This window comes from Arsenophonus nasoniae (assembly GCF_004768525.1).
Taxonomy (GTDB): domain Bacteria; phylum Pseudomonadota; class Gammaproteobacteria; order Enterobacterales; family Enterobacteriaceae; genus Arsenophonus; species Arsenophonus nasoniae.
In genome coordinates, this window is record NZ_CP038613.1 from 2698535 (window position 1) to 2724422 (window position 25888).

Annotated in this window: 21 protein-coding genes; 4 read left to right on the top strand and 17 right to left on the bottom strand. The window is 38.0% G+C overall.

The window, feature by feature from the left end:
- Nucleotides 1-7: 7 nt before the first annotated feature.
- The 6 genes from glnB to purL form a co-directional block, all read right to left on the bottom strand.
- Nucleotides 8-346, bottom strand: coding sequence for a nitrogen regulatory protein P-II (glnB, locus tag ArsFIN_RS13730; RefSeq protein ID WP_026821705.1), 339 nt, complete (start codon nucleotides 344-346; stop codon nucleotides 8-10).
- A gap of 15 nt (nucleotides 347-361) precedes the next feature.
- Nucleotides 362-1984 (bottom strand): NAD+ synthase, encoded by a 1623-nt coding sequence (locus ArsFIN_RS13735; RefSeq protein ID WP_026821704.1) that lies wholly within the window; start codon nucleotides 1982-1984, stop codon nucleotides 362-364.
- Nucleotides 1985-2013: 29 nt separating this feature from the next.
- Nucleotides 2014-3351 carry a two-component system response regulator GlrR gene (gene glrR / locus ArsFIN_RS13740; RefSeq protein WP_026821703.1) on the bottom strand — a complete coding sequence of 446 codons (1338 nt, stop codon included), beginning with the start codon at nucleotides 3349-3351 and terminating at the stop codon, nucleotides 2014-2016.
- On the bottom strand, nucleotides 3348-4190 hold the full coding sequence (qseG, locus tag ArsFIN_RS13745) for a two-component system QseEF-associated lipoprotein QseG (protein ID WP_051296915.1): 843 nt from the start codon (nucleotides 4188-4190) through the stop codon (nucleotides 3348-3350). Before qseG ends, glrR begins: the two co-directional genes overlap by 4 nt.
- Complete coding sequence (locus ArsFIN_RS13750; RefSeq protein ID WP_026821702.1) at nucleotides 4190-5629, bottom strand: sensor histidine kinase; 1440 nt, start codon at nucleotides 5627-5629, stop codon at nucleotides 4190-4192. Before ArsFIN_RS13750 ends, qseG begins: the two co-directional genes overlap by 1 nt.
- Before the next feature lie 851 nt (nucleotides 5630-6480).
- Nucleotides 6481-10371: a phosphoribosylformylglycinamidine synthase gene (gene purL / locus ArsFIN_RS13755; protein ID WP_026821701.1), complete on the bottom strand. Its 3891-nt coding sequence runs from the start codon at nucleotides 10369-10371 to the stop codon at nucleotides 6481-6483.
- A gap of 266 nt (nucleotides 10372-10637) precedes the next feature.
- Here purL and mltF point away from each other — a divergent pair, with 266 nt between their 5' ends.
- The gene (mltF, locus tag ArsFIN_RS13760; RefSeq protein WP_051296914.1) at nucleotides 10638-12089 is read left to right on the top strand and encodes a membrane-bound lytic murein transglycosylase MltF; all 1452 of its coding nucleotides are present in this window, start codon (nucleotides 10638-10640) and stop codon (nucleotides 12087-12089) included.
- 80 nt (nucleotides 12090-12169) lie between these two features.
- On the opposite strand, the gene tadA is transcribed toward mltF, so the two are convergent.
- Nucleotides 12170-12634, bottom strand: a complete 465-nt coding sequence (tadA, locus tag ArsFIN_RS13765) for a tRNA adenosine(34) deaminase TadA (protein ID WP_051296920.1) — start codon at nucleotides 12632-12634, stop codon at nucleotides 12170-12172.
- A gap of 235 nt (nucleotides 12635-12869) precedes the next feature.
- On the opposite strand from tadA, the gene ArsFIN_RS13770 reads away from it, so the two are divergent.
- From ArsFIN_RS13770 to ArsFIN_RS13780, 3 genes are all read left to right on the top strand, one after another.
- The gene (locus ArsFIN_RS13770) at nucleotides 12870-14396 is read left to right on the top strand and encodes a phosphoethanolamine transferase (RefSeq protein ID WP_034249193.1); all 1527 of its coding nucleotides are present in this window, start codon (nucleotides 12870-12872) and stop codon (nucleotides 14394-14396) included.
- Nucleotides 14397-15104: 708 nt separating this feature from the next.
- A complete protein-coding gene (locus ArsFIN_RS13775; RefSeq protein ID WP_246067238.1) occupies nucleotides 15105-16346 on the top strand; it encodes a phosphoethanolamine transferase in 1242 nt (413 codons plus the stop codon).
- 448 nt (nucleotides 16347-16794) lie between these two features.
- Nucleotides 16795-17055, top strand: coding sequence for a YfhL family 4Fe-4S dicluster ferredoxin (locus ArsFIN_RS13780; RefSeq protein WP_034249191.1), 261 nt, complete (start codon nucleotides 16795-16797; stop codon nucleotides 17053-17055).
- Here the strand turns inward: ArsFIN_RS13780 and acpS are convergent.
- From acpS to rseA, 10 genes are all read right to left on the bottom strand, one after another.
- Nucleotides 17052-17432, bottom strand: coding sequence for a holo-ACP synthase (gene acpS / locus ArsFIN_RS13785; RefSeq protein WP_026821697.1), 381 nt, complete (start codon nucleotides 17430-17432; stop codon nucleotides 17052-17054). The two genes, ArsFIN_RS13780 and acpS, sit on opposite strands and share 4 nt — an antisense overlap.
- A complete protein-coding gene (gene pdxJ, locus ArsFIN_RS13790) occupies nucleotides 17432-18163 on the bottom strand; it encodes a pyridoxine 5'-phosphate synthase (RefSeq protein WP_026821696.1) in 732 nt (243 codons plus the stop codon). The genes acpS and pdxJ overlap by 1 nt, the downstream gene beginning before the upstream one ends.
- Before the next feature lie 85 nt (nucleotides 18164-18248).
- Nucleotides 18249-18962, bottom strand: a complete 714-nt coding sequence (gene recO / locus ArsFIN_RS13795; RefSeq protein ID WP_026821695.1) for a DNA repair protein RecO — start codon at nucleotides 18960-18962, stop codon at nucleotides 18249-18251.
- Between the two features lie 11 nt (nucleotides 18963-18973).
- Complete coding sequence (gene era, locus ArsFIN_RS13800) at nucleotides 18974-19882, bottom strand: GTPase Era (RefSeq protein WP_026821694.1); 909 nt, start codon at nucleotides 19880-19882, stop codon at nucleotides 18974-18976.
- Nucleotides 19879-20583: a ribonuclease III gene (rnc, locus tag ArsFIN_RS13805; protein ID WP_051296913.1), complete on the bottom strand. Its 705-nt coding sequence runs from the start codon at nucleotides 20581-20583 to the stop codon at nucleotides 19879-19881. The genes era and rnc overlap by 4 nt, the downstream gene beginning before the upstream one ends.
- A gap of 199 nt (nucleotides 20584-20782) precedes the next feature.
- Entirely contained in the window at nucleotides 20783-21751 is a 969-nt protein-coding gene (gene lepB / locus ArsFIN_RS13810) for a signal peptidase I (protein WP_026821692.1), read from the bottom strand.
- Between the two features lie 18 nt (nucleotides 21752-21769).
- On the bottom strand, nucleotides 21770-23566 hold the full coding sequence (gene lepA / locus ArsFIN_RS13815) for a translation elongation factor 4 (protein WP_026821691.1): 1797 nt from the start codon (nucleotides 23564-23566) through the stop codon (nucleotides 21770-21772).
- A 244-nt stretch (nucleotides 23567-23810) separates the two neighbouring features.
- Nucleotides 23811-24269, bottom strand: a complete 459-nt coding sequence (gene rseC, locus ArsFIN_RS13820) for a SoxR-reducing system protein RseC (protein ID WP_026821690.1) — start codon at nucleotides 24267-24269, stop codon at nucleotides 23811-23813.
- Complete coding sequence (rseB, locus tag ArsFIN_RS13825; protein ID WP_026821689.1) at nucleotides 24269-25228, bottom strand: sigma-E factor regulatory protein RseB; 960 nt, start codon at nucleotides 25226-25228, stop codon at nucleotides 24269-24271. Before rseB ends, rseC begins: the two co-directional genes overlap by 1 nt.
- A 5-nt stretch (nucleotides 25229-25233) precedes the next feature.
- Nucleotides 25234-25860 (bottom strand): anti-sigma-E factor RseA, encoded by a 627-nt coding sequence (gene rseA / locus ArsFIN_RS13830; RefSeq protein ID WP_026821688.1) that lies wholly within the window; start codon nucleotides 25858-25860, stop codon nucleotides 25234-25236.
- Between the last annotated feature and the right edge of the window lie 28 nt (nucleotides 25861-25888).

Here is a 25888-nt window from a genome sequence, read left to right on the forward strand (position 1 = left end):
TTTAAAATCAAATAGCTGCTTCATCCTGCTCGCCGGTGCGAATCCGGATCACATGAGCAATATCATAAACAAAGATTTTACCATCACCAATTTTTCCCGTCTGAGCCGTTTGCGTTATCGTCTCGACACAACTGTCAACAATATCGTCTGGAACAACAATTTCAATTTTTACTTTAGGCAAAAAATCAACCATATATTCTGCGCCGCGATAAAGCTCTGTATGACCTTTTTGGCGTCCAAACCCTTTTACTTCCGTGACTGTCATTCCGGTTATGCCGACATCTGCTAAAGCTTCTCTTACATCATCTAGCTTGAACGGTTTGATAATTGCATCAATTTTCTTCATCAAATTATCCTATTATCACCAGTTTTTACGACCAAAAGCCGAAGTAATTGGGTAACGCCTATCCTTATTGAAATTTCGAATAGTAATGCGTGGACCTATCGGTGCTTGACGTCGTTTATATTCATTAATATCAACTAGCTTAATCACCTTACGTACTGTTACTTCATCAAATCCAGCCGCAACTAATTCACTGACCGATTTATCCTGTTCAACATAACCTTCAAGGATCGCGTCCAGCACAGGATAAGGTGGTAAACTATCTTGATCGAGTTGCCCTGGTGCCAGCTCAGCAGTAGGCGGCCGCTCGATAACGCGCTGAGGGATGTTTGGTGAAATCGTATTACGATATTTTGCCAACTCAAATACTAACGTCTTTGGTACATCTTTAAGCACCGCAAAACCGCCGGCCATATCACCATAAAGACTAGTATAACCTACCGCCGATTCACTTTTGTTGCTGGTCGTTAATACTAAACGGCCACTCTTATTTGATATTGCCATCAAAATGATAGCCCGACAGCGAGCCTGCAAATTTTCTTCGGTTGTGTCGGGAGCCATGTCTGCAAATAAGGGCGACAAACCAGCCATAAATGCATCATACATAGCTTCAATAGATACTATCGCAAATTCAATACCTAACAATGTAGCCTGTTCTCTGGCATCATGGATGCTTATCTCAGCGGTATATTTAAAAGGCATCATGACTGCCTGAACGTTATCTTTTCCTAAAGCATCCACTGCAATAGCTAAGGTTAAAGCTGAATCAATTCCGCCTGATAATCCCAAAATAACACCTGAGAAGCCATTTTTATTAATATAGTCACGGGTTGCCATGACTAATGCTTCATAAACTTGTGCGGTAGAAGATAAAGTTTTAGCTAAATTAGCTACTGGTAGCGGTTCGCCATCATTAAATTTACACTGGATAACCTGCTCAGCAAACTGCGCTAAATAATGCGTTATCTCACCCTGGCCATTAAATACTTTTGACCCACCATCAAATATAAGTTCATCCTGCCCGCCCACCTGGTTTAAATAGACAATTGGCAAATGCGTTCTTTGACTATGAGATTTTAATAACCTTGTACGGATATGGAGTTTTTCGCGATTATAAGGTGAAGCATTAATGATAATCAGCACATCAGCGCCTAGTGCTTTAATTCTATCAACCGGTTCATCAAACCAAACATCTTCACAAATTAAAAAACCTAGCTTATAACCTTTAAAAGATAAGACACAGCTTTCGTGACCAGCATAAAAATAGCGCTTTTCATCAAAAACACCATAATTAGGCAATTGTTGCTTAAAATAACGCGCCACCATTTGCCCCTGCCAGAAAAATGACAATGCATTATAACATTTTTCATTTTGCTGCCATGGATGACCAACGACAATGGCTATATTTTGACTCGCTTCTTTAAGGCGATCTAGCTGTTTACTACAGCGTTGGTGAAAATCCGACCGAAAAAGTAAATCCTCCGGCGGATAGCCAGTTAAAGACAATTCCGAAAACAGAATAAGATCCGCACCCTGCAACTGTTGAGCCTTAGCTTCCTGCAACATGCGTTCACAGTTGCCTTCAATATCACCTACCAGCCAATTTAATTGTGCTAGTGCAATATTCAGCGTTCGGTTCATAAAATTTCACTCTCCAGACATAATAATAATTATTCTTTAAAATCATTAGCATCCAGTTTATGCCTGGCTAATAATTTATAAAATTCTGTTCGGTTTCGACCTGCCATACGCGCTGCGTGGGTAACATTGCCTTTTGTCATTTGTAACAATTTGCGCAAATAATTAAGCTCAAATTGGTTACGAGCCTCAACAAAAGTAGGTAATGCGGTATTCTCGCCTTGCAGTGCCTGAATGACTAGCGCTTCACTAATAACCGGCGCCGTTGTTAATGCAACACACTGCTCAATAACATTTACTAATTGCCTTACATTGCCCGGCCAACTGGCGGCCATTAAACATTTTATCGCATCCCTCGATAGGCTACGCACAAAAGGTTTATGACGCTTTATTAATTCCCTTAACAAGTGATTAGCTAACAAAGGAATATCTTCTGAACGTTCATTAAGGGCAGGAATTTTAATATTTACCACATTCAAACGGTAATAGAGATCTTCACGAAATTCATTCTTTTCCATCGCCTTTGGTAAATCACGATGAGTCGCTGAAATAATTCGAACATCAATATCTAGATCACGATTACTACCTAAAGGGCGAACTTTACGTTCTTGCAAAACCCGTAATAGTTTCACTTGAAGTGATAAAGGCATATCACCAATTTCATCAAGGAATAATGTTCCACCTTGCGCAGCAAGAAACAACCCCTCACGATGGGTAACCGCACCGGTAAAAGCGCCCTTGGCATGCCCAAACAACTCAGATTCTAAAAGCTGCTCAGGTAAAGCCCCACAGTTAATTGCAATAAATGGCTTTTTAGCTCTAGGGCTAGCACGATGAATTGCTCGAGCCAATACTTCTTTACCGGTACCACTTTGGCCATTGATTAATATACTAACATCAGATTGAGCCACCATACGTGCCTGTTCTAATAAACGAAGCATTATCGGGCTACGAGTGACAATTTCCTCACTCCAATTTTCATCAGAAACCGAAATTGACATGGCCAAAGCTTCACCGATCGCTTTATAAAGAGCATCACGATCAACCGGCTTAGTAAGAAAACTCGATACCCCTCTTTGGGTTGCAGCTACCGCATCAGGGATTGAACCATGCGCCGTTAAAATAATAACCGGCATGCCTGGCTGCTGTTTCTGTATCTCAGCAAAAAGTGCCATGCCATCCATTTCATCCATACGTAAATCACTGATAACCAGATCAATTTTATCTTTTGCTAGAATTTTCAAGGCATCCGCGCCATTTTCTGCGGTAACCACCTTAAATCCTTCGCTGGTCAAGCGCATACCCAATAATTTCAACAGACCGGGATCATCATCTACCAAAAGTAGGTTAGCTGATTTATGCACTGTCATTGCGCATTTTCTCCGCTGTTATCAGCCTGATGCGACTCTTTAGTTACATCGGTTGTTTTCGGCTCGGCACTATTTGATGCTGAATTGGCACTACTTTTATCCATTTTTCCGCTTGAAATAGCTTGTTCCTGTTTACGCGAAGAAAGTTGTCGTTCAATATCTTTCAAATTTTCCAACTTACGCGAGACAATATTTAATTCATAGGTTAGATGAGCATTTTGTTCAGCAAGCCTATCTAGTTTATTATCGCTTTCTTGTTGTAAACGTAAATATTTAGTATTGGCTTCTTCAAGATTAACAATCTGTATTTGCTTTTCACGCCATAATTCTAATAGTGGTCGAATAGATGAAGGGAACTGCAAACTATAAATATTAAAATTATCAATCATCTTACGCCGAACGATGACGGTTGGTTCGGCAACATCGAGTAAAATACTATGACGAAAAACATTCTGCCAATTAATTAACTGGATCGTTTTAGCCATCAAACGCGATTGCTCTTTATTCAACCTATTAGCGCAATCAACTATTCTCAACCAGTAAAGCGGATTATCTGAAGCACTCTCACTCTCTATACTCCATATTTTTTCACAATTTACATAGCGATAATCTGTTATACGTTCTTCTATTGGCATAGATTCATTTATCATATCCAGAGGTAATGGATGGTGAGATTTACTACATGCTGTTAATAAAAATGGTAAAAAAAGTGTGATTAAGTTTACTTTCCATTTAGTGGAAAAAAATCCCTCACAACTTAGCCTCGCTGATACAATATGCCATGTTTTCCGCATTATCCCTGCGGCTATTAGGATGTTGTAATTAGACCAATTTGGCATTATTCATACTCTGTGGTTAGTGGTAGTTCAATACGAAAACAGACATCAGCAAACTGACAGTCAATAAGCAATAATTGACCATTCATTCTCTTAATACAATCTTGGGCAATACTTAATCCTAACCCGCTACCCTTTACTGCCCCTTTACGCAATAAAGATCCCTGAAAAAAAGGCTCATAAATCATATTTTGTTCAGATTCTGGAATGGGAGTTCCTGTATTAGCGATATCTATCTGGAGTTTATCATCAGTTTCATTACTTAGTATCCAAATCTTACCCGATTCAGAACCGTAGTGCACTGCATTAGAATAGAGATTATCGATCACTCTGGCCAAAAAAGTAGGCTCTGCACGACAGTGAGTAATATTCAACTCAATTTCAGTTTGCATATTTTTAGCTCTAGCCGTTAGGTTATGTGAAGAAACGACATTTGCCACCAACTTGGTTAAATCAATTTGCTGAATTTGTGCTGGCCCATCGGCTAACTGACGATTATAGTCTAATAATTGCTCAATGAGTTGTTGCAAATGTTTACTACTATTATCCAAAATAGCGACCACTTCTCGTTGATCTAAAGTTAGAGGCCCTGCTACTTCATCAGCTAACAGTTCAGCCCCTTCACGCATGCTGGCTAAAGGTGTTTTTAATTCATGAGAAATATGACGTAAAAATTCATGACGTTGTGACTCCAGCCAACGAAGCCGCTCACTCAACCAAACAATGCGCTGAGCCAATGAACGTAACTCACTGGGGCCTTTAAAACGCTCAAGTCTGGTAAGAAGTGTTCCTCCAGCCCCAAGATGATTAATCATACGCTCAATAGCTTTAACTGGACCAATAATCATTCTAGTAAATAACACAACTAATAATACACTTAATAAAAAGACAATTAGTGTTTGCCAACCAAAATATTGCCCTTTTTCAGCAATAGCATTCTGCAATTGAGTACCACGTCCAAATACTACATCACGTGTTAATTGTACTAATTGGTTATTGGTAACCGAAAAACGTTCAAGCGCCGTTGCCATTTCCGGAATAGGCGAATTATTTTCGCATTTTAAATCGGAGAGCTCTTCCAGTAGGGTTTGAATAGTCGTGATTTGGTTTTTATCAGGCAAAATAGTTAGTTGACGAGCTAGCATCTCACTATATTCTTGCCGTTTTTTCTTATAAAGCGCAGCAAAAGTTTGATCGTTTAACACACAATATTGGCGATAACTACGCTCCATTTCAAGCGCAGTACTGGTCATAATTTCACTTCGCCTGGCATCAAGCAAGGTAGTGCGATTGATATCAGCTGCTTGATTACTCAACTCATCTAAACTTTGATAAGCCTGATATGCCAATATTAATAACGGCAAAAGAACCAATAAAAAAGCCATCACCACCAGTTGGCGTAGTGAGCGCGGAAAAGAATGCCACTTATTCAAAGAAATCATCTCATTACCTATTCATACTATTATGGTAACAGAACTTTTATGCGATAGTGAATTTGCCTAGCAATTTAATAAAATATCTAATCGATTGTTATGTTAAAAACAGCCTTTTAATCACGAAAATCAAGGGTGAAATGTTAAATAATTAATAAGGAAATAAAGCAAGGAAGGTAAATAATATTGCATCTAAGCAACAATAAATATTTTATCGAATAACCCACTGCCTGCACCCCGCCCATATCGGCGAGGAGAGCAGCGAATTTTTATAGATGGTGCCTCACTCCACGTGTCGCCCGATGTTTGATAAAGCAGATTAATTTAAGCTATATCATGCTGTTGGACGATAGGCACCTTACTTTTGGCATCATTCCTGGCTTATGTGGTATGCATCCATCGCTATAGGATCCGACATAAAAAGTTGAATGAGCAACTACCTAATATGATATGCATTTTATATGCTATCTTTTTCAAATTAATTATAATCAATTGAAATATAATAAAAAATAAATTTTATAAGGCTTTAAAATGGTTTTTGATTAAATTTAATGCCTTAATTTTAGTAAAAATGTCGCCTATTAGCGACATTTCATCAAGTAAATTAGATACTAATAAAAAATCATATAATTAAATGTCTCCATTTAGAGACAATTTATTTTACTTACTTTGCTAATTAGCGACAGTTATGTAATCTAATAGATAATTTTAATAATAATTAATATTAAATTTCAGCTAAATTTAGCTCATAATCAAATTCATTTTTTACTTGTTTTCAATCAAAAGATTAAAGCTACATTTTATCTGCTATTACTAACCAAGTTTTATCACTTTAATTAGCTATAGGAGAAAATATCTAATCAACCCAGCTGCCGACGAGCATTACGGAAAATACGCATCCAGGGGCTATCTTCGCCCCACTCTTGCGGATGCCAGGAATGACTAACCGTACGAAATACGCGCTCCGGATGCGGCATCATGATAGTCGCCCGCCCATCTAAGCTCGTTACCGCAGTAATACCGTTAATCGATCCATTTGGATTTGCTGGATACTGTTGAGTAACCTGACCATAATTATCAACAAAGCGTAGCGCGACTAAATGATTTTTTTCCAACAGGTCAAGATGAGCCATGTTTCGCATCTCGACTTGTCCCTCACCATGAGAAACCGCTATTGGTAGTTGGCAACCGGCCATATCTTGTAAAAATAGCGAAGGACTTTCCATCACTTTTACCAAGCTAAAACGCGCTTCAAAGCGTTCTGAACGATTACGAACAAATCGTGGCCAATGTTCAGCACCTGGAATTAATTGATTGAGATTAGACATCATTTGACAACCATTACATATGCCTAAAGATAAAGTATCTGCGCGAGTAAAAAAGCCAGCGAATTGGTCATGTACTCGTGAATTGAATAAAATTGATTTTGCCCAGCCTTCTCCCGCACCCAATACATCACCATAAGAAAAACCACCACAGGCAACTAATAGCTGAAAATTTGCGAGTGTTACTCTGTCTGCTAACAAATCACTCATATGCACATCGATGGCAGTAAAACCTGCACGGTGAAATGCAGCCGCCATTTCAACATGGGAATTGACCCCCTGTTCACGTAAAACAGCCACTTTCGGTGCGCGGTTTGTCATAATATAGGGCGCCGCAATGTCATCTGCTGGATCAAAGTTTAATTTTACATTTAAACCCGGATCTGTCAGATCTTGTTTAGCCTGATGTTCTTGATCAGCACACTCAGGATTATCACGTAAACGTTGCATTTGCCAGCTGGTCTCAGCCCACCATAAACGCAATTGGCTACGCTTTTCACGATAAATTTCTTTGCCGACACTGTTGATAGCAACAATATCGTCTTTAATTGCCATACCAATATAGTGTACACACTCAGACAAACCATGCTCAGCTAAACAAGCTTCCACCTTTTCCCTATCTGCTTGTTTGATTTGGATAACTGCACCTAATTCTTCACTGAATAAAGCCGCAAGAATATCTTTATCATAATGACCAATATCAATATTCAACCCACAGTGACCGGCAAATGCCATTTCGGTTAATGTCACAAATAGGCCACCATCAGAACGATCATGATAAGCTAATAATTTTTGTTCTTTAATAAGTGCCTGAATCCCATTAAAGAAACCGGTTAATAATTTAGCATCACGGACATCGGGTGGATAATCACCTAATTGCCGGTATACCTGCGCCAATGCTGAACCACCCAACGCATTATGACCCTGCCCGAGATCTATTAATAATAATGCATTATCTTGATCACTTTTCAGCTCAGGTGTAACCGTTAAACGAACATCTTCAACCCGTGAAAAAGCAGTAATCACAACAGAAAGTGGCGCGGTCATTTCACAAACCTGTTCGCCTTCATGCCAGGTGGTTTTCATTGACATAGAATCTTTACCAACCGGGATGGTTAGACCTAATGCTGGACATAGCTCCTCACCAATCGCCTTTACAGCTTGATACAAACCTGCATCTTCACCAGGATGTCCGGCGGCTACCATCCAATTAGCGGAAAGTTTCACCCGTTTTAGATCCTGAACATAAGCAGAAGCGATATTGGTCAATGCTTCTCCAACTGCCATCCGGCTGGATGCTGCATAATTCAATAGTGCTATTGGTGAGCGCTCACCGATAGACATAGCTTCGCCATAATAACTGTCTAAACTCGCTGTCGTGACCGCACAATCAGCAACCGGGATCTGCCAAGGACCAACCATTTGATCTCGCGCTACCATTCCGGTAACACTACGATCGCCAATAGTAATCAGAAAAGTTTTCTCTGCCACTGCGGGTAAATGTAATACCCGTTTAACCGCTTCTGTTAAGGTTATCGTCTTTCGATTAATCGGCTTACCAGCTGCATGTTGAGAACTAACATCACGTCGCATTTTGGGTGTTTTACCTAACAAAACATCCAGTGGCATGCAAATAGGCTGGTTAGTAAAATAACTATCATTAAGTAGCAAATCCCGATTTTCCGTTGCTTCACCAATAACGGCATAGGGTGCGCGTTCTCGACGACAAATAGACTCAAATAAAGGAAGTTGTTCAGGTAACACAGCCAATACATAACGCTCTTGAGATTCATTACACCAAATCTCACGTGGATCCATGCCTGGTTCATCATTCAATATTTGGCGTAGTTCAAATATCCCCCCTCGACCCGCATCATTTACTAGCTCAGGCATGGCATTAGAAAGCCCTCCCGCACCAACATCATGAATAAATAGAATCGGATTATCGTCACCTAACTGCCAACAGCGATCAATAACCTCTTGGCAACGACGCTCCATTTCAGGGTTGTCACGTTGCACTGAGGCGAAATCAAGATCAATATCAGATTGCCCTGAAGTCATCGATGAAACTGCGCCGCCTCCCAGCCCAATATTCATTGACGGGCCACCTAGTACAATTAATTTAGCGCCAACCGGAATATTGCCCTTTTGAATATGTTCTGCCCGAATATTACCTATACCACCTGCTAACATAATTGGTTTGTGATAGCCGCGTAATTCTGCGCCATTATGACTATTCACTTGTTCTTCATAAGTACGAAAATAACCTAACAAAGCGGGTCGGCCAAATTCATTATTAAAAGCCGCGCCTCCTAATGGCCCATCCAGCATAATATCAAGCGCACTAACAATACGCTGCGGTTTACCAAAATCTTGTTCCCAAGGTTGTTTAAAACCTGGAATGCGTAAGTTAGAAACAGCAAATCCGACTAAGCCTGCTTTAGGCTTTGCACCACGTCCTGTGGCGCCTTCATCGCGTATTTCTCCACCCGAGCCAGTTGCAGCGCCTGGCCAAGGAGAAATAGCTGTCGGGTGGTTATGGGTTTCTACTTTCATCAAAATATGGGTATTTTCATGATGATAATCATACTTACCGCTTACCGGATCAGGAAAAAAACGCCCAATATTCGATCCTTCCATCACGGCAGCGTTATCTTTATAAGCAGATAAAATATAATCTGGCGTTTGTTGATAAGTATTTTTTATCATACTAAACAAAGAATTAGGTTGTTTTTTACCATCAATAATCCAACTGGCATTAAATATTTTATGCCGACAATGTTCTGAATTAGCTTGCGCAAACATATAGAGCTCAACATCGGTTGGATTCCGCCCTAATGTTTGGAAGGCATGCATCAAATAATCAATTTCATCTGTGGCTAGCGCTAACCCTAATTCAGTATTTGCCAATTCAAGTGCGCGACGACCATTTTTTAATATTTCTATTGTTACCATCGGCGCTGGCTTATGATGCACAAAGAGTGATTCTACCTGCTCAAAAGAAGTCCAAACCGCTTCAACCATTCGATCATGCAAAATGACAGATAAATCATCCAATTGTGATATATCCAGTGGTGCAGAATAAATAATATAATAAGCAATCCCACGCTCAAGCCGGATCACCTGCTGTAATCCACAGTTATGAGCAATATCCGTTGCCTTTGAAGACCAAGGTGAAATAGTGCCTGGCCGTGGAGTAACCAAGAGTAACTGGCCTGTAGGCTGTTGCTCAGTTAATGAAGGGCCATAATGAAGCAACTTACTCAGTTTTTGTCGGTCATCCTGATTTAATGGCGCACCAAGTTCAGCAAAGTGTACATATTCAGCATAAATGTCAATAACCGGCAGTTGTTGCTGTTGGCATAAAGATAGAAGCTTAGTAATGCGAAATGTCGATAAAGCGGGTGAGCCACGCAGGATTTCCATAGTAATAGTTTCTCTTAACTTATAAAGCTGGCCTGAAGCATAGGTATCAGGAAAACTGGCCGACTATTATAAAGCATCATGAGCCATTACGAAACCGTTTGCGTGAACATTTATCACTCACTAGGGAATGTTAAAGATATGTAAAATAGATTAAATTACGTTGCAAATCATTTTTTTGTTAAGCAAAATATCGGGCTCTTAAAAAATTGGCCATAATTTGGTCATTTTAATTAAGATAATCTGTTTAACTAACGAGATATAACCATTTGATTAATATTAGAATTAATTATCTTGTTATCGTTATTGTCTCTATAATTTCTGTTGGTGTCATTGCACTTAATATTGAGTGGCCCAACCAGCAGCAAGACCAGGTAAAGAGAATTATTTCTCGTGGTGAACTACGTGTAAGTACCATTAATTCACCACTTATGTCCTTTAACGATAAGCAAGAAGCAAGCGGATTTGATTACGAACTGACCAAACGCTTTGCCGATTACCTTGGCGTAAAGCTACGTATCAATGTACGTTCAAATATCAATCAGCTTTTTAATGATCTAGAAAACGGTAATAGTGACTTCATTACTGCAGGACTTCTCTACAATGAGAAGCGCCTCGATAGAGCACAGCCGGGACCTGCCTACTATACCGTTTCACAACAACTGATTTATCGCAAAGGGATAAATCGTCCACGCTCTTTGAATGATATAAAAGGGAAGTTTGTCGTTGCCACAGATTCAGTACACGCTAGTACACTGCAACGGTTGAAGCAAAAATACCCTAATCTCCAGTGGGAAGAAACCAGTCATTATAATGCGACTGAGTTATTACAACTGCTAGCTGAAGGAAAAATTGATTATACCTTAGAAAACTCTATTGTCGTCGCCATGCAGCAACGCATTCATCCAAACATTGCAGTTGCTTTTAATGTTAGCGACGATCATAGCCTTAATTGGTATATGAAACGCTCAAAAGATAATAGTCTAAATGCAGCAATGTTAGACTTCTTCAATAAAAGCAAAGAAGAAGAACTTTTAACCCGCTTAGATGAAAAATATTTTGGCCATGTTGCTAGCTTTGATTATTTTGATACGCTTTCATTTATTACTGCGATTAATAAAACTTTGCCAACCTATAAACATCTGTTCAAAAAATATGCAGAAGATATGGATTGGCGGCTACTCGCAGCAATTTCCTGGCAAGAATCCCACTGGGATCCACTTGCCACATCACCAACGGGTGTTCGTGGTTTAATGATGCTTACCGTACCTACCGCACAAACTATGGGTGTGTCAGATAGGCTGGATCCAGAGGAAAGTATTAAAGGTGGCGCTGCTTATTTACAATATCTGATGTCACGCTTACCAACCACTATTGCGCCTGATGATCGTATTTGGTTTGCATTATCAGCTTATAATATGGGATTGGGTCATATGCTTGATGCCAGGAAACTGACACTCCTACAAGGTGGTGATCCAGACAGTTGGTTAGATGTAAAAGCTAGACTTCCCTTACTCAGTAAGAAAAAATATTTTGCTAAATTAACCTACGGTTATGCACGTGGCTATGAAGCCTATCGTTATGTGGAAAATATTCGCCGTTATCACCAAAGCTTGGTGGGTTACCTACAGAATAAGGAAATGAATCAAAATATGCAGCTTGCCGCCAGGGATCCGCTTTTATTCTCTAGAGCCAGCAGTAAAAAAGAAAGTAGTGATTAATTTTGCCAATCATTACTAAAATAGTATTAGCCTTTACTTCTGCCTAAGTAGCCTCACTAAGCTGCTTAGGCAGATTTAATTTAACAGCGCGGCACTTTGTTGCCCAATTTTTTTTCTGCTCGCCGCTGTTTAAAAAAACGACTTAACATCGCCGAACATTCATCAGACAAAATCCCTCCCAATACCAGAATACGATGATTCATATCAGGATGATTAAAAACATCAATTATTGAGCCCGCAGCACCGGTTTTTTGATCACAGGCACCATAAACTAAGCGACTGATGCGCGCATGGATCATGGCCCCAGCACACATAATACATGGTTCTAAGGTCACATAAAGAGTAGTGTTAAGTAAGCGATAATTTTGTAAATATTGGCCACCTGCCCGCAAAGCTATAATTTCTGCATGAGCACATGGATCATGATCCGAAATAGGCTGATTCCAACCTTCTGCAATCAATTTATCTTCATGAACCAATACCGCACCTACCGGAATTTCACCTTTTGCTTGCGCCTTTTCTGCGAGTAAAATAGCTTTTCGCATCCAATAAACATCTTTTTTGGCTTGTTCCACGAATAAAAAACCTCAAAAAATTAACTTATAGGGTAAAAGTTGTTATAACATAATATCAATCTATGGTTTAATAACACTGGAACAGATAATAGATTACCTTGCTAAATCATCTGTAACATAAGCTATGCTATTACATAAATTTAGTCTATTCGACCCTGCTCATCTTTCATTAAAGATAGTAACCTAATTAACACGTGTATATTAAATGATAAAAAAATTAATAAATAACAATCAGTATTTTTTGCTAAAAATATTGCTACTTACTATATTATTTAGCTTAATTCATTACGCTTTAGGTTATCCACCAAGGCTAAACTATACAGCGGGTATCGTTGCATTACTCATCGTTATCAGTCCATTACGGATAATATATTGTGGATTTATTATCATATTTACAATTATTGCAGCGCTATATTTTCCGGCCAGGTTTCTATATGGTGCGCCCTCACTCACCATAGCAACATCAGTTACTTACACCAATTTACATGAAGCAATAGAATTTATTACTAATATTCCATATTATCTTTATATTGGATCATTATTTATTTTACTGTTCGGTTTTTTCTGTGCAAAATTCAAGCTTAATAGCGCAAAAAAAATAAAGGTTTGGGCTTTTATTACTTTTCTGCTGTTTCTTTTCTATGGCCCAATAAAAGATTATAAAGAAATAGGTGAATTTGATATTTTAAATAGTGGTTATCCAGAAATTAAATTTATCAAAGATACCTATGAGGCGAAAGGCGAGACGGAAAAGCTTTTTAGCTTAATTGCACAAAAAGATGATTTCCAGCCAAACAATGCTGCCACACCCTATGATACCTATGTTATGGTGATTGGTGAAAGCGCTAGACGCGACTTTATGCATGTTTATGGCTTTCCAATTAATGATACCCCATTTATGGATGCTGCTAATGGTATTATATTCAATCATTATATTTCAGCCGCCTCAACAACCGTACCATCATTAACTCATTCGCTAACTCAGCCTCCTAAATTAGCTAATAGCGTTATTGCGCTCACTAAAAAGTGGGGATTTACTACTTATTGGCTGTCAAATCAGGGAGCGGTTGGTATCTATGACACACCGATTGCCTCGCTGGGGAAAAAAGCCGACCAGCCATTTTTCCTTAAAAGAGGAAGTTATAATAATAGCAAAGAGAGCAATGATGATGAATTACTACCGCAAATTGCAGCAGCAATCAAAGCCCCTCAGGCCAAAAAATTGATTATTGTTCATTTAATGGGTAGTCATCCTCGCGCCTGCGCCAGAACTGATAATCATTATGATATTTTTTATAAAAGTAAAGAGATCTCATGTTATATCCAGAGCATAAAAAATACGGATCAGCTACTGGCAACTATTCATCAATATTTAACTGACAGCCACTCAAAATGGAGCATGATATACTTTTCTGATCATGGTTTGGGTTTCGTCAATAAAAACAATCCGAGTGACCTTAAACTCACCCATAATGACCAATATCGTCAAGATTATGAAGTACCACTATTTATTAGCTCTCATAATTCTATCAACCGGCAGTACATCAACGCTGGCAGAAGTGGAATTAACTTTTTAAGTCTATTTTCTGAATGGTCAGGTATTGACGATCCCAGTATTGACCACTCCTGTCATATGATTTCAAACGATATTTGTTCACAACAAAATAGTGTCATTGACTTTAGTAATAAACGCATTGACTATAGAAAATTACCGGCCGATATGGCGCCATAACAGAATGCAAAATACCAAAACAACTAATAGGGTATAATATTATTGTTTTAGTCTGATAATTTATTGTGTACAATATAAAATAAGTTGTGTTTATTTTCGCTACAAAGCTAAAAATAAATGCAGCTTTTTACTAATTTGATGATCTAACTAATATTTTAAATAAAACTTTAAATGTCACTATTAATTACTCCAAATATATTATAGAGTGTGATAAAGAATAAAATAATAAACTTATAGTCTTATATTATCTTTTAGTTTTTGAATTAGCATTAATTGTTAGTAATCTCATTTGATCTTAGTAATACAAAAATACTAAGCATGCATGGAGGCACTAACCTGCTATTGAAGCACATTAAAATATTTTCTACGTAATTAACAGAAAAAATTCTTTTTTTGTTACATAGTTAGCTTAACCATATGAAAAAATACATTAACTATATAATCTTATTATTATTATTTATATTTTCGCTTTTATTAAATATTTTTATTTTTAAAGTTGATGCAAGGTTACCGCATATATCTACTTTTACTATTCTCTTAATAACTCTCTTTTTAATACTGAGTAATAATAATTTACGAAAATTAATAGGGTTAACTTTTCTATTTCTTATCAACATAAAAGTTATATATTCGTTAAATTTTAACGGAAATATAACAATTTCCGTTCTTCATTCCATTCTTGAAACAAACATAAATGAAGCGCTATTTATGTTAGGCAGTTTATTTTTAAAATTAATTTTACCTTCATTGATATTTACTGCTTTTTTATTTTATCTGATAACCATAATTAAGAAAAATTTAGCGAATACGTCTCTATTATTGTACTCAGTACTATCGTTTACAACACTTTCTATTATCTTAGTTATTATAGATATAAAAGATGAAAACAGATTAATTTCTGATATCAAAGAAGATAAAAAACAACTTGGGATTTTTTTTCATGATAAAGTCCCTTTAATATTTGGTGATGCGGTTTATTTATTAATTTCATCATATGATAATAATAAATATGCAAATATAGCAGAGATTGAAAAATTTAATCATGCAATAGTGGCAAAAAAAGACAATGATAACAAAAACATTATATTAATCATGGGTGAAGCTTCACTATACTCACGTTATAGTGCTTATGGTTATCATTTTGATACCACACCCCATATGACAAAACTATTTTCTACCTCAAATAGTTGCATCGTGAATAATGCCCATTCTAGTTCACCGATAACCCGTGATTCCTTGTCAATGACACTAGCTTTCCATACGCCTGAAAATGAAGATAACCTGTTCAACAATAAATCTATTATTGAAATGGCAAAAGCCAATGGATATAAAACATATTGGTTAGGTTCGCAAGAAATACAAGGGCTGCATGGTTCTAAATATGGTTTTATCGCTCAAAAAAGCAATGATTTAAAATTAACCGATTATAATGATAATAAATTAGCTAACCTGTTAGTAAAAGTGTTGTCTGATAATGCCCAAAAGCGATTTATTATTATTCATCTTTATGGTAATCATTTACCCTATAACAACTATGATGAAATAGATAAAAAAGCATTACCAAACGCAGAAAATTATGATCTTACCATTCATCATACTGACCGAATCATTAATGATATTTTTAAAGTCATTAATGAAAAGAAAATAGATTTTAATTTAATTTATACCGCCGATCATGGTGAGATTGTTAATGTGGGTCATGGATTAGAAAAGGGAAGAGAACAATATTTGATCCCCTTTATGTATAAATCAACCAATAATCGTTTCAATTGTGATTTTATTGAATCTTTTCGTAATAAAGACGGATATTTGAGTGGTTTGATGAATAAATATATCTTATCAGAACTTCTTGGCTATGAAATTGATAAAAATATTCTTAGAAACGAAAGGGAATATGATAGAATATTAACAGCCAATGAAAATATTTTACCATTCTCATTAATGGAATAACAATTACCCAGTAAATATATTGCTGGATTTCAATTTGAAATCCAGCCTTAGATTATATTTTTTGCTATTTAGATCGACACGATTTAGCTAAATGTTTAAAATAGGCTTAGCTGCTGCAATAATAGATTTCATGTATGAGTTTATGTAAAGGATTTACACGAAACTTTCAGCGCTCTAAAACATCTCAATATTCATCAGAATCAGTTTTTTGTCTTTGTATTATTCTGACTAGCATTGAATTTGTTTTTAGCACAAAAACAATAAATTTAATGCTCATATCCCTTTACATAGTTAAGATAGTAAAAGCGATATGTTTGGCTACTATTGTATTACTGAATTGTTTTTTTCAAAATAGACTGTACGAAATTATCAATTATAGATAAAATTAACTAATGTTTTTCATACATAACTTACTGATATTTATCCAAATTACTTATAATATATTGATATGTCCTTATTAATAACAAAACGCTGTATCAACTGTGATATGTGTGAACCAGAATGTCCTAATGAAGCAATTTCAATGGGAGAAGCGTTTTACCAGATCAATCCCAATCTTTGTACTGAATGTATTGGCCACTATGATAAGCCAACTTGCCAATCCGTTTGTCCGATCAGCAATACCATTGTCAAAGATCCTGATAATCCTGAAACAGAAGAACAATTATGGGATAAATTTGTCTTATTACATCATGCCGATAAAATTTAACTTTCCATAATCACCGTGGCACAAGCATAATTTTGTTCATCAGATAATGATACATGAATATGTTGCACGCCTAATGAACCAGCCAATATTTTTGCTTGCCCTAACAAATTCAGCCCAGGCTTTCCTAACTCATCATTAAAAACTTCAAATTGATTAAGTGCTAAACCATTTCGGATCCCCGTTCCTAAAGCTTTTGCGGCTGCTTCTTTAACAGCAAAGCGCTTAGCCAAAAAACGGACTGGCTGAGAGTGATTTTGATATTGCCACCATTCTTGAGCGGACAATATACGCTTTGCCAGACGCTCCTCTAGACGCTCAATAATTTGCTCAATCCGTACAATTTCAACCAGGTCTGTACCCAATCCAATAATCGCCATTAACTACGTGCCTCACGAAGAATTTTCTTCATATCACTCACTGCCGCCGCCATGCCACTAAAAAGGGCTCGCCCAATAATTGCATGACCAATATTAAGTTCATAGATATCTGGCAACTGGGCAATAGGTTGAACATTATGGTAAGTTAGCCCATGACCCGCATTGACCTTAAGGTTTTTCGCAGTGGCATGGCTTACGGCTTGCTTAATACGTTTAAACTCTTCTTCCTGCTTTAACTGGCTCTTAGCGTTGGCATAGGCACCGGTATGAATTTCAATAAAGGGCGCTCCAATTTCCACTGCTGCATCAATTTGTTTATCGTTAGGATCAATGAACAACGAAACCGTGATACCTGCTTTAGCTAGTTGTTTTACCGCCGTTGCGACTAACGCTTGTTGCCCAAAAACGTCAAGCCCACCTTCCGTCGTAACTTCTTCACGTCGCTCTGGTACCAGGCAGCAAAATTGAGGTTTTATCAGACAGGCAAAATTGACCATCTCATCCGTTATTGCCATCTCCAGATTCATTCGGGTTTGTAAAGTCTGGCGAAGTAACTGAACATCACGATCAGTAATATGGCGGCGATCTTCGCGCAAATGAACCGTGATCCCATCTGCACCAGCTTGTTCAGCAAGAAATGCAGCATGTACCGGATCCGGATATTGGGTTCCCCGTGCATTGCGCACTGTGGCAACATGATCAATATTAACGCCTAATAATAACTCTGCCATATTAAACTCCTGTTATCCATCTCATAGTTTGAATTTCATTTATCCATGCAATCATAATATCTTCAAATAGGTTTATGTCCCAGCTTCAACGCGTTTTAGGCAATATGAGCTGGTAAAAAAGCTCGCGGCTTTTTAATGGAGTTCCCCCCAAATAAGGTTTCAGCGCAATACGCGTAAAACGCTTGGCTGCTTTTAGTGTATCAACATCAGGAAACTCACGACAGGCAAATGCCTTAAGTTGCTTGCCGGTAAAACTCAAATGATCAATAACCAAACTGGCAATAAAACCTTTCTCTTCCCGATAACGGTAAGTCATGCCATTTATTACCGGTTCACCACTACCGGAACAATGTAAAAAATCAACACCATAACCTAAATGCGATAACAATGATAATTCAAAACGGCGTAATGCATGTTCCGGCGTAGATTCACTGCCAGCTAATATTTGCAAACAGGTAAGGTATTCAAAAAATAGGCTTTGATAGGGAATATTTTGGGCTAAAACTCGTGCAAGCAATTCATTAACATATAGACCGCTGTACAGCACAGTACCGGTAAATGGAAGCGCTAAAGAAATCGGTTCTGCACTACGCAACGTTTTCATTTCTCCCTTGCCTCCCCAACGGATCAGCAAGGGCGTAAAAGGTTGTAAACAGCCTTTTAAATTAGAACGACGGCTACGAGCACCTTTAGCCAATAGTCGAATTCGCCCCTCATTTTCGGTGAAAAAATCTAATAATAAACTCGTTTCACTATAAGGGCGAGTATGAAGTACAAATGCACGTTGCCAACCGTCCACGGAAATCCACCTTAATGAAGATCATCCATGTAGCCTAAACTACGCAGTGCACGTTCATCATCGGCCCATCCAGCTTTAACTTTCACCCAAAGTTCAAGATGAACTTTAGTCGAAAAAAGTTTTTCCATATCCATCCGAGCTTCGATGCCAATTTTCTTAATTTTGCTACCTTTATTGCCAATAACCATTTTTTTCTGGCCATCTCTTTTAACCAAAATCAGGCCATGAATATTATAGCCACCACGTTCATTTACCACGAATTGCTCAATTTCAACTGTGACTGAATAGGGTAGTTCATCGCCAAGAAAACGCATTAACTTTTCACGAATAATTTCAGAAGCCATAAAGCGTTGTGAACGATCGGTAATATAGTCTGCTGGAAAATGATGTGCTGCTTCTGGCATATGTTGACGGACAATTTTAGTAATAATATCGATACCGGTACCTTTTTCCGCACTAATCGGCACAATATCCAGAAAATTCATTTGCTTGCTAAGAAATTCAATATGAGGTAGTAAGTGAGTTTTATTCACCACATTATCAATTTTATTGATCACTAATAATACCGGACAAGGCAAATGACGCAGTTTATTTATCACCATTTCATCATCAGTTGTCCAATGTGTACCTTCAACAACAAAAATAATGAGTTCCACATCACCAATTGAACTACTTGCTGCCCGATTCATTAAACGATTTATTGCGCGCTTTTCTTCTACATGCAATCCGGGTGTATCGACATAAATCGTTTGATAATTATTTTCTGTCTCAATTCCCATGATGCGATGACGGGTTGTCTGTGGTTTACGAGAAGTAATAGAAACCTTTTGCCCGAGTAATTGGTTCAGTAATGTTGATTTACCCACATTTGGACGCCCTACAATAGCGACAAATCCACAATAAGTTTTTGGTTTGCTCATTCAAGCTCCAATATTTTTAATGCCTGCTCAGCGGCTGCTTGTTCAGCCTTACGACGACTTGAACCCACGCCTTCAACAGGTTCCTTTATACCACTAACCTGACAATGAATAGTAAATTCCTGATCGTGCGCTTCACCGCGAACTCGAACTACCAAATAACTAGGTAAAGGTAGATGGCGTCCCTGTAAATACTCTTGTAAACGTGTTTTAGGATCTTTTTGCTTATCACCGGGGCTAATTTCTATTAATCGAGTGTCATACCAAGCCAAAACAATTCGTTCAGTGGTTTGAATATCACTATCTAAAAAAATACTGCCAATTAAAGCTTCGATAGTATCTGCCAATATTGATTCTCGACGAAAACCACCACTTTTTAATTCACCTGGCCCTAAACGCAAACATTCGCCCAAATCAAATTCTCGTGCAAGCTCAGCCAGGGTATTACCTCTGACCAATGTTGCTCGCATACGACTCATATCGCCTTCATCAACTTTAGGAAAACGATGGTAAAGATCATTAGCAATCACAAAACTAAGGATTGAATCGCCTAAAAACTCCAATCTCTCATTGTGACCACTGCTAGCACTACGATGAGTTAATGCTTGCTTCAATAATTCAATTTGTTTAAAAGCATAGCCAAGCTTACGCTGTAGCTGTTTAATTTCTTGCCGCTCTGACCACTCAATTAAAGAAGAATTCATGTGCTACCAATTATTTTATTATCAAATTACAAAAAGCATACGCAACAGATCTGTAAAATTAATTTTTACAAAGCTGTTGCGTTGGCAGGTTTCCTGATATCGTTCAAGAAACCATCATTTTTGGTTATCTCGCTATATTCTATATCGATTGCTATATAAATCAATTTAGCATCAATGATTAGTTTATCTTATTATTTTCTTAATTAATTGCACCAATACGACTTAAACGTACCCCTGTTGGCCATTCACCCTCGTGTTTATCAAGGCTAAACCAGATAATAACGGCACGACCAACTAAATTTTCTTCTGGGACAAAACCCCACATACGGCTATCTGCACTATTATCCCGATTATCTCCCATCATAAAATAGTGTTTAGGCGGAACTATCCATTCATTGTCTGGTAAACCAGGCTGTTGATAACGTGACTGGGTATACACTTGTGGGATCACTAAGATTTCATGGCTAGTTTCATCTAATTTTTCGATTCTTTCCGCTTGACGTAATGCATTAGTTGGAACTGGTTCACCCAACGGAATTTGATAACTCCCTTTTTGGCTTTCTACCATAGAATCAATATTAAAAAATAGCGCCCATTCACTCTCTTTTAATGAAGAATAGATAATTGGTAACGCTCGCGCACAGTTTGAAATTGAACAATTCGGGTATATACGTAACTCTTTTTGTTCTGGATCATAAACAATTTTATCACCAGGTAGACCAATAACACGCTTAACAAAATCTACACTAGGATCTTTAGGATATTTAAATACCGCAATATCACCACGTTTAGGTTTTCCTGTTTCCAATAATGTTGTTTGTGTAACAGGATCTTTTAATCCATAAGCAAACTTTTCTACTAGTATAAAATCACCGACCAACAAAGTAGGCATCATTGAACCTGATGGGATTTGAAACGGCTCATAAATAAATGAGCGTATTACTAATACAATCGCTAATATCGGAAAAATAGATGAACAAGTATCAACCCATGATGGTTTATGTATGCTTTCTGCTAAATGCGACTGCTCTATGCTTCCCTCAATAACCTTTTGCTGCTGCGCCATTTTTTTCTTACGAGCAGGTGCTAATTTAAAACGATCAATAAGCCAGATAATCCCTGTGATTAAAGTCGCCAGCGTTAAAATCAAAGAAAAAGTGTTAGCCATTATGACTCCTTATAACGGTTAGTTATCCTTACCTACATGAAGGATTGCAAGAAATGCTTCCTGCGGTAGTTCAACATTACCAACCTGCTTCATTCGTTTCTTACCTTCTTTCTGTTTCTGTAGTAATTTTTTCTTACGGCTAACATCACCACCATAACATTTAGCTAATACATTTTTACGTAATTGTTTCACCGTTGAACGCGCTATAATATGGGTACCAATAGCAGCCTGAATTGCTATATCAAACTGCTGGCGCGGGATCAGATCTTTCATTTTATCTACCAACTCACGACCACGGTATGGCGCATTCGCACGGTGCGTAATCAATGCTAAGGCATCCACTCTTTCGCCATTAATTAACACATCTACACGCACCATATCTGCCGCTTGGAAACGGACAAAACCATAATCCAATGAAGCATATCCCCGTGAAGTCGATTTCAAACGATCAAAGAAATCTAACACGACCTCAGCCATAGGAATTTCATAGGTTAATGCGACCTGATTACCATGATAGACCATATTCGTCTGCACGCCGCGTTTTTCTACGCATAACGTAATGACATTACCAAGATATTCCTTAGGCATTAACATGTTACATTCTGCAATCGGTTCGCGTAATTCATTTATGTTATTAAGCGCTGGTAACTTAGAAGGACTATCGACATAGATGACATCACCATTTGTTAACTCAACTTCATAAATAACGGTAGGTGCAGTTGTTATAAGATCCAGATCATATTCACGTTCCAAACGCTCCTGAATAATCTCCATATGAAGTAAACCAAGAAAACCACAACGAAATCCAAAACCTAATGCAGTCGAACTCTCTGGTTCATAAAATAACGAAGCATCATTCAAACTTAATTTAGCTAAAGCGTCACGAAATGCTTCATAATCATCAGAACTAATGGGGAATAAACCAGCGTAAACCTGTGGTTTTACTTTTTTAAAGCCAGGCAACGCCTGTTCAGCCGGATGACGAGCACCGGTCAATGTATCGCCAACCGGCGCGCCGTGAATATCTTTTATAGCACAAACCAACCATCCTACTTCGCCACAATTTAGCTGCTGGCGATCAATTCGTTTGGGTGTGAAAATACCTAAGCGATCAACATTGTAGAGCTGACCAGAGCTCATCACTTTAATTTTATCGCCTTTGCTAAGCGTACCATTTTTAATCCGTACCAGCGAAACAACACCTAAGTAATTATCAAACCACGAATCGATAATCAATGCCTGCAAAGGGGCGGCCGGATCACCCTCTGGCGGAGGGATCTCTTTAACCAGACGTTCAATTACTTCCTGTACTCCTAACCCAGTTTTTGCCGAACAACGAACCGCGTCATGGGCATCTATGCCAACAATATCTTCAATTTCTTCAGCTACCCGATCAGGCTCAGCCGCAGGTAAATCGATTTTATTTAGCACAGGAACAACTTCTAAATCCATCTCAATCGCAGTATAACAATTAGCAAGGGTTTGCGCTTCGACACCTTGCCCGGCATCAACAACGAGTAATGCACCTTCGCAAGCAGCTAATGAACGGGATACTTCATAAGAGAAGTCTACATGGCCAGGTGTATCAATAAAATTAAGCTGATAAGTTTCGCCGTCACTGGCTTTATAATCAAGGGTAACACTCTGCGCTTTTATCGTGATCCCTCGTTCCCGCTCCAAATCCATCGAGTCTAATACCTGGGCGGCCATTTCACGATCAGAAAGGCCGCCGCAAATCTGAATAATACGATCTGACAGCGTTGATTTACCATGATCAATATGAGCGATGATGGAAAAATTTCTTATATGTTTGATTTTCAAGGTTATATCTTCTTCTAAATGGCCTTATAAAATCAGTTTTAGCGATAGTTTAGCCTACAAAGCTAAAACTAATAAAAGCTGTTATAACAATCTTGGGAATGCATTTTACATATAAGCGACAAACAACTCAAAGAATCATTAATAATGAAAAGTCGTTTTTATAAATAAGACGTTCATGCGCATAGATTAGTGACAATTTGTTATTACTAACGATAGGCATTCAGACTTACTATGTCATTCAAACTTGCTCTTTTAATTCATCAGGCGGTAAACCGATTTGCAAAATGGTAGGTTGATATAGAGTCTCTTTTTCCCAATAACGCGCAATTTTTTTTGCTAGGAAAAAACCAACACTTGCGCCAATAACAGCACCTAAAAAAATAATAAATTGATTTAAAAAGAGAAATTGCATAACCCCACTGCCGATAAAAAGGCCAACTAGTGGGGTAAGGTAAACAAGCATCGCGGAACGTAATAGACTACCTTCTGGGATCCCTACTTCAACTTTCTGACCAACAACCAGAGGCTGACTGACCTCAAGTTCTAATTGATACTCAGTTTTCGGTCCTATTTTATTGAGAATATAAGATCCGCAGGTTGAACGAGCAGCGCAACTACCACAACCGGAATTAGAACCATAGCGCAAAACAGCACGACCATTATGCCAACGCACTACCGTTGCCCACTCTTTAACCATTAGTTTGCCTCTTTAAAACTAACATTAGCTGCAATCTGGCTAGCAGTTAGCAATGGTAATTGACCAATAACTGTAATTTCGTATTGTCCCTTTATTAGCGTGTAAATGGTTAAACCACCTTTACGAAAGGGCTGTTCAAGAAGTTTATGATCGCCTGCCTTAGTGACATTAATAGAAAAACTAAATAACCCGTCACTAAATATCATGGTCTCTAAAGATTCATTCGTGGCTATCTCTTTACAGCGACGAGATATTTCTTCAAATCCCAACGGAAGTTGGTTTACTTGCCAGTTAAATTGCTTAGTAATTGATTGGGGAATAAGTAATAAAGGAGGCATATTCAACGATGCAATCACATGCATCGATTTCAGCAACGCTTGACTATTAAAAACCACAGAAATAACTCTAAATTGTTCCAATATTTCATTTTTACTATCTAATAGATCAATGCGCATTGGTAACTTGGTTTTTTCATCAATTAATAAGATATAACTAAAGCGTGAACTATCTTTTGGTATAACCCGAATAACTTGACAGCTTATATCACCAATATGCGTTCTGCCGAGCTTAATAAAATTGTAATAGGATAGCAGTTTAGTAAAATTAGCAAAAACGACTGATGGCAAATAATCAACGATATAAGTGCCCTCTAAGCTAAAAGAATCAAAGCCGGGTTCAAAATAGCTAATTTGATTACCTTTTTGAATAATTTCACGACGAGAACTATCCATCTGCATTATTTGAGCGATGGGCTTATTGTTAATAATGACATGACGATATCTAATCGGCGTTATGCCTTGAGGATTGACAATAATAAATGACAATTCGTAAGGTAAAGATTTTACCGCATTACCCATATCAGTTAATAAAATTTCAGCCGATAATCCTTTGGCATAGGAATGTAAAGGCAACAATAAACCGCCCAACAAAAAAATGAGGGCGGATAACCAATGCTTCATTACTGCTATTTTGCTCCTGAGTGAGGTTTTTCTACGATTGCTGAAGACGATGTTACACTTTGATTCAGCGTTGAACGACGCTCAAGCTCATATTGCTGTAACATCAAACCAAGTCGGCGATTACGTTGTTCTAACTGCTCGGTTTGCGGTTGAGCAAACAATTGATCATTAGAAACATTTAAACTCACAGGCGACGCAGCACCCATGATAGGTACTGTATTAAATATGGGTGAGTCAGATTTGCCATCCGTTTCTATATTAGACGTATTATAATTCTGAACACCAGCAATAACAGCTACGGCAACGCTAGCTGCTACACCAACTTGTGTTATCTGATTAGCCCAAGGGCGAAGCTTACGCCAAAAAGGCATTAAACGCCAGGTAGCTGGCTCAGGTTGTGACTCCGGTATTGCATCAGGCGCAATTTGGATAGGCTCACTTGCCAGCGCCTGCTCTACTTTACCTGTAATATCAAGATGGATAACTTCGTTGATATCACCTCTCAGACTGTCGCGGATAAGATGGTAGCTCTCCCATCGTTTCTGTAACGAAACATCTTGTAAAATGGTATGGATCAATTCTGAATCAAAGATCTCTCCATCCATTAAAGCGGAAAGTCTCTCTCTATGCATGCCAAAGTACCCTTCAGTAAAATGTGAA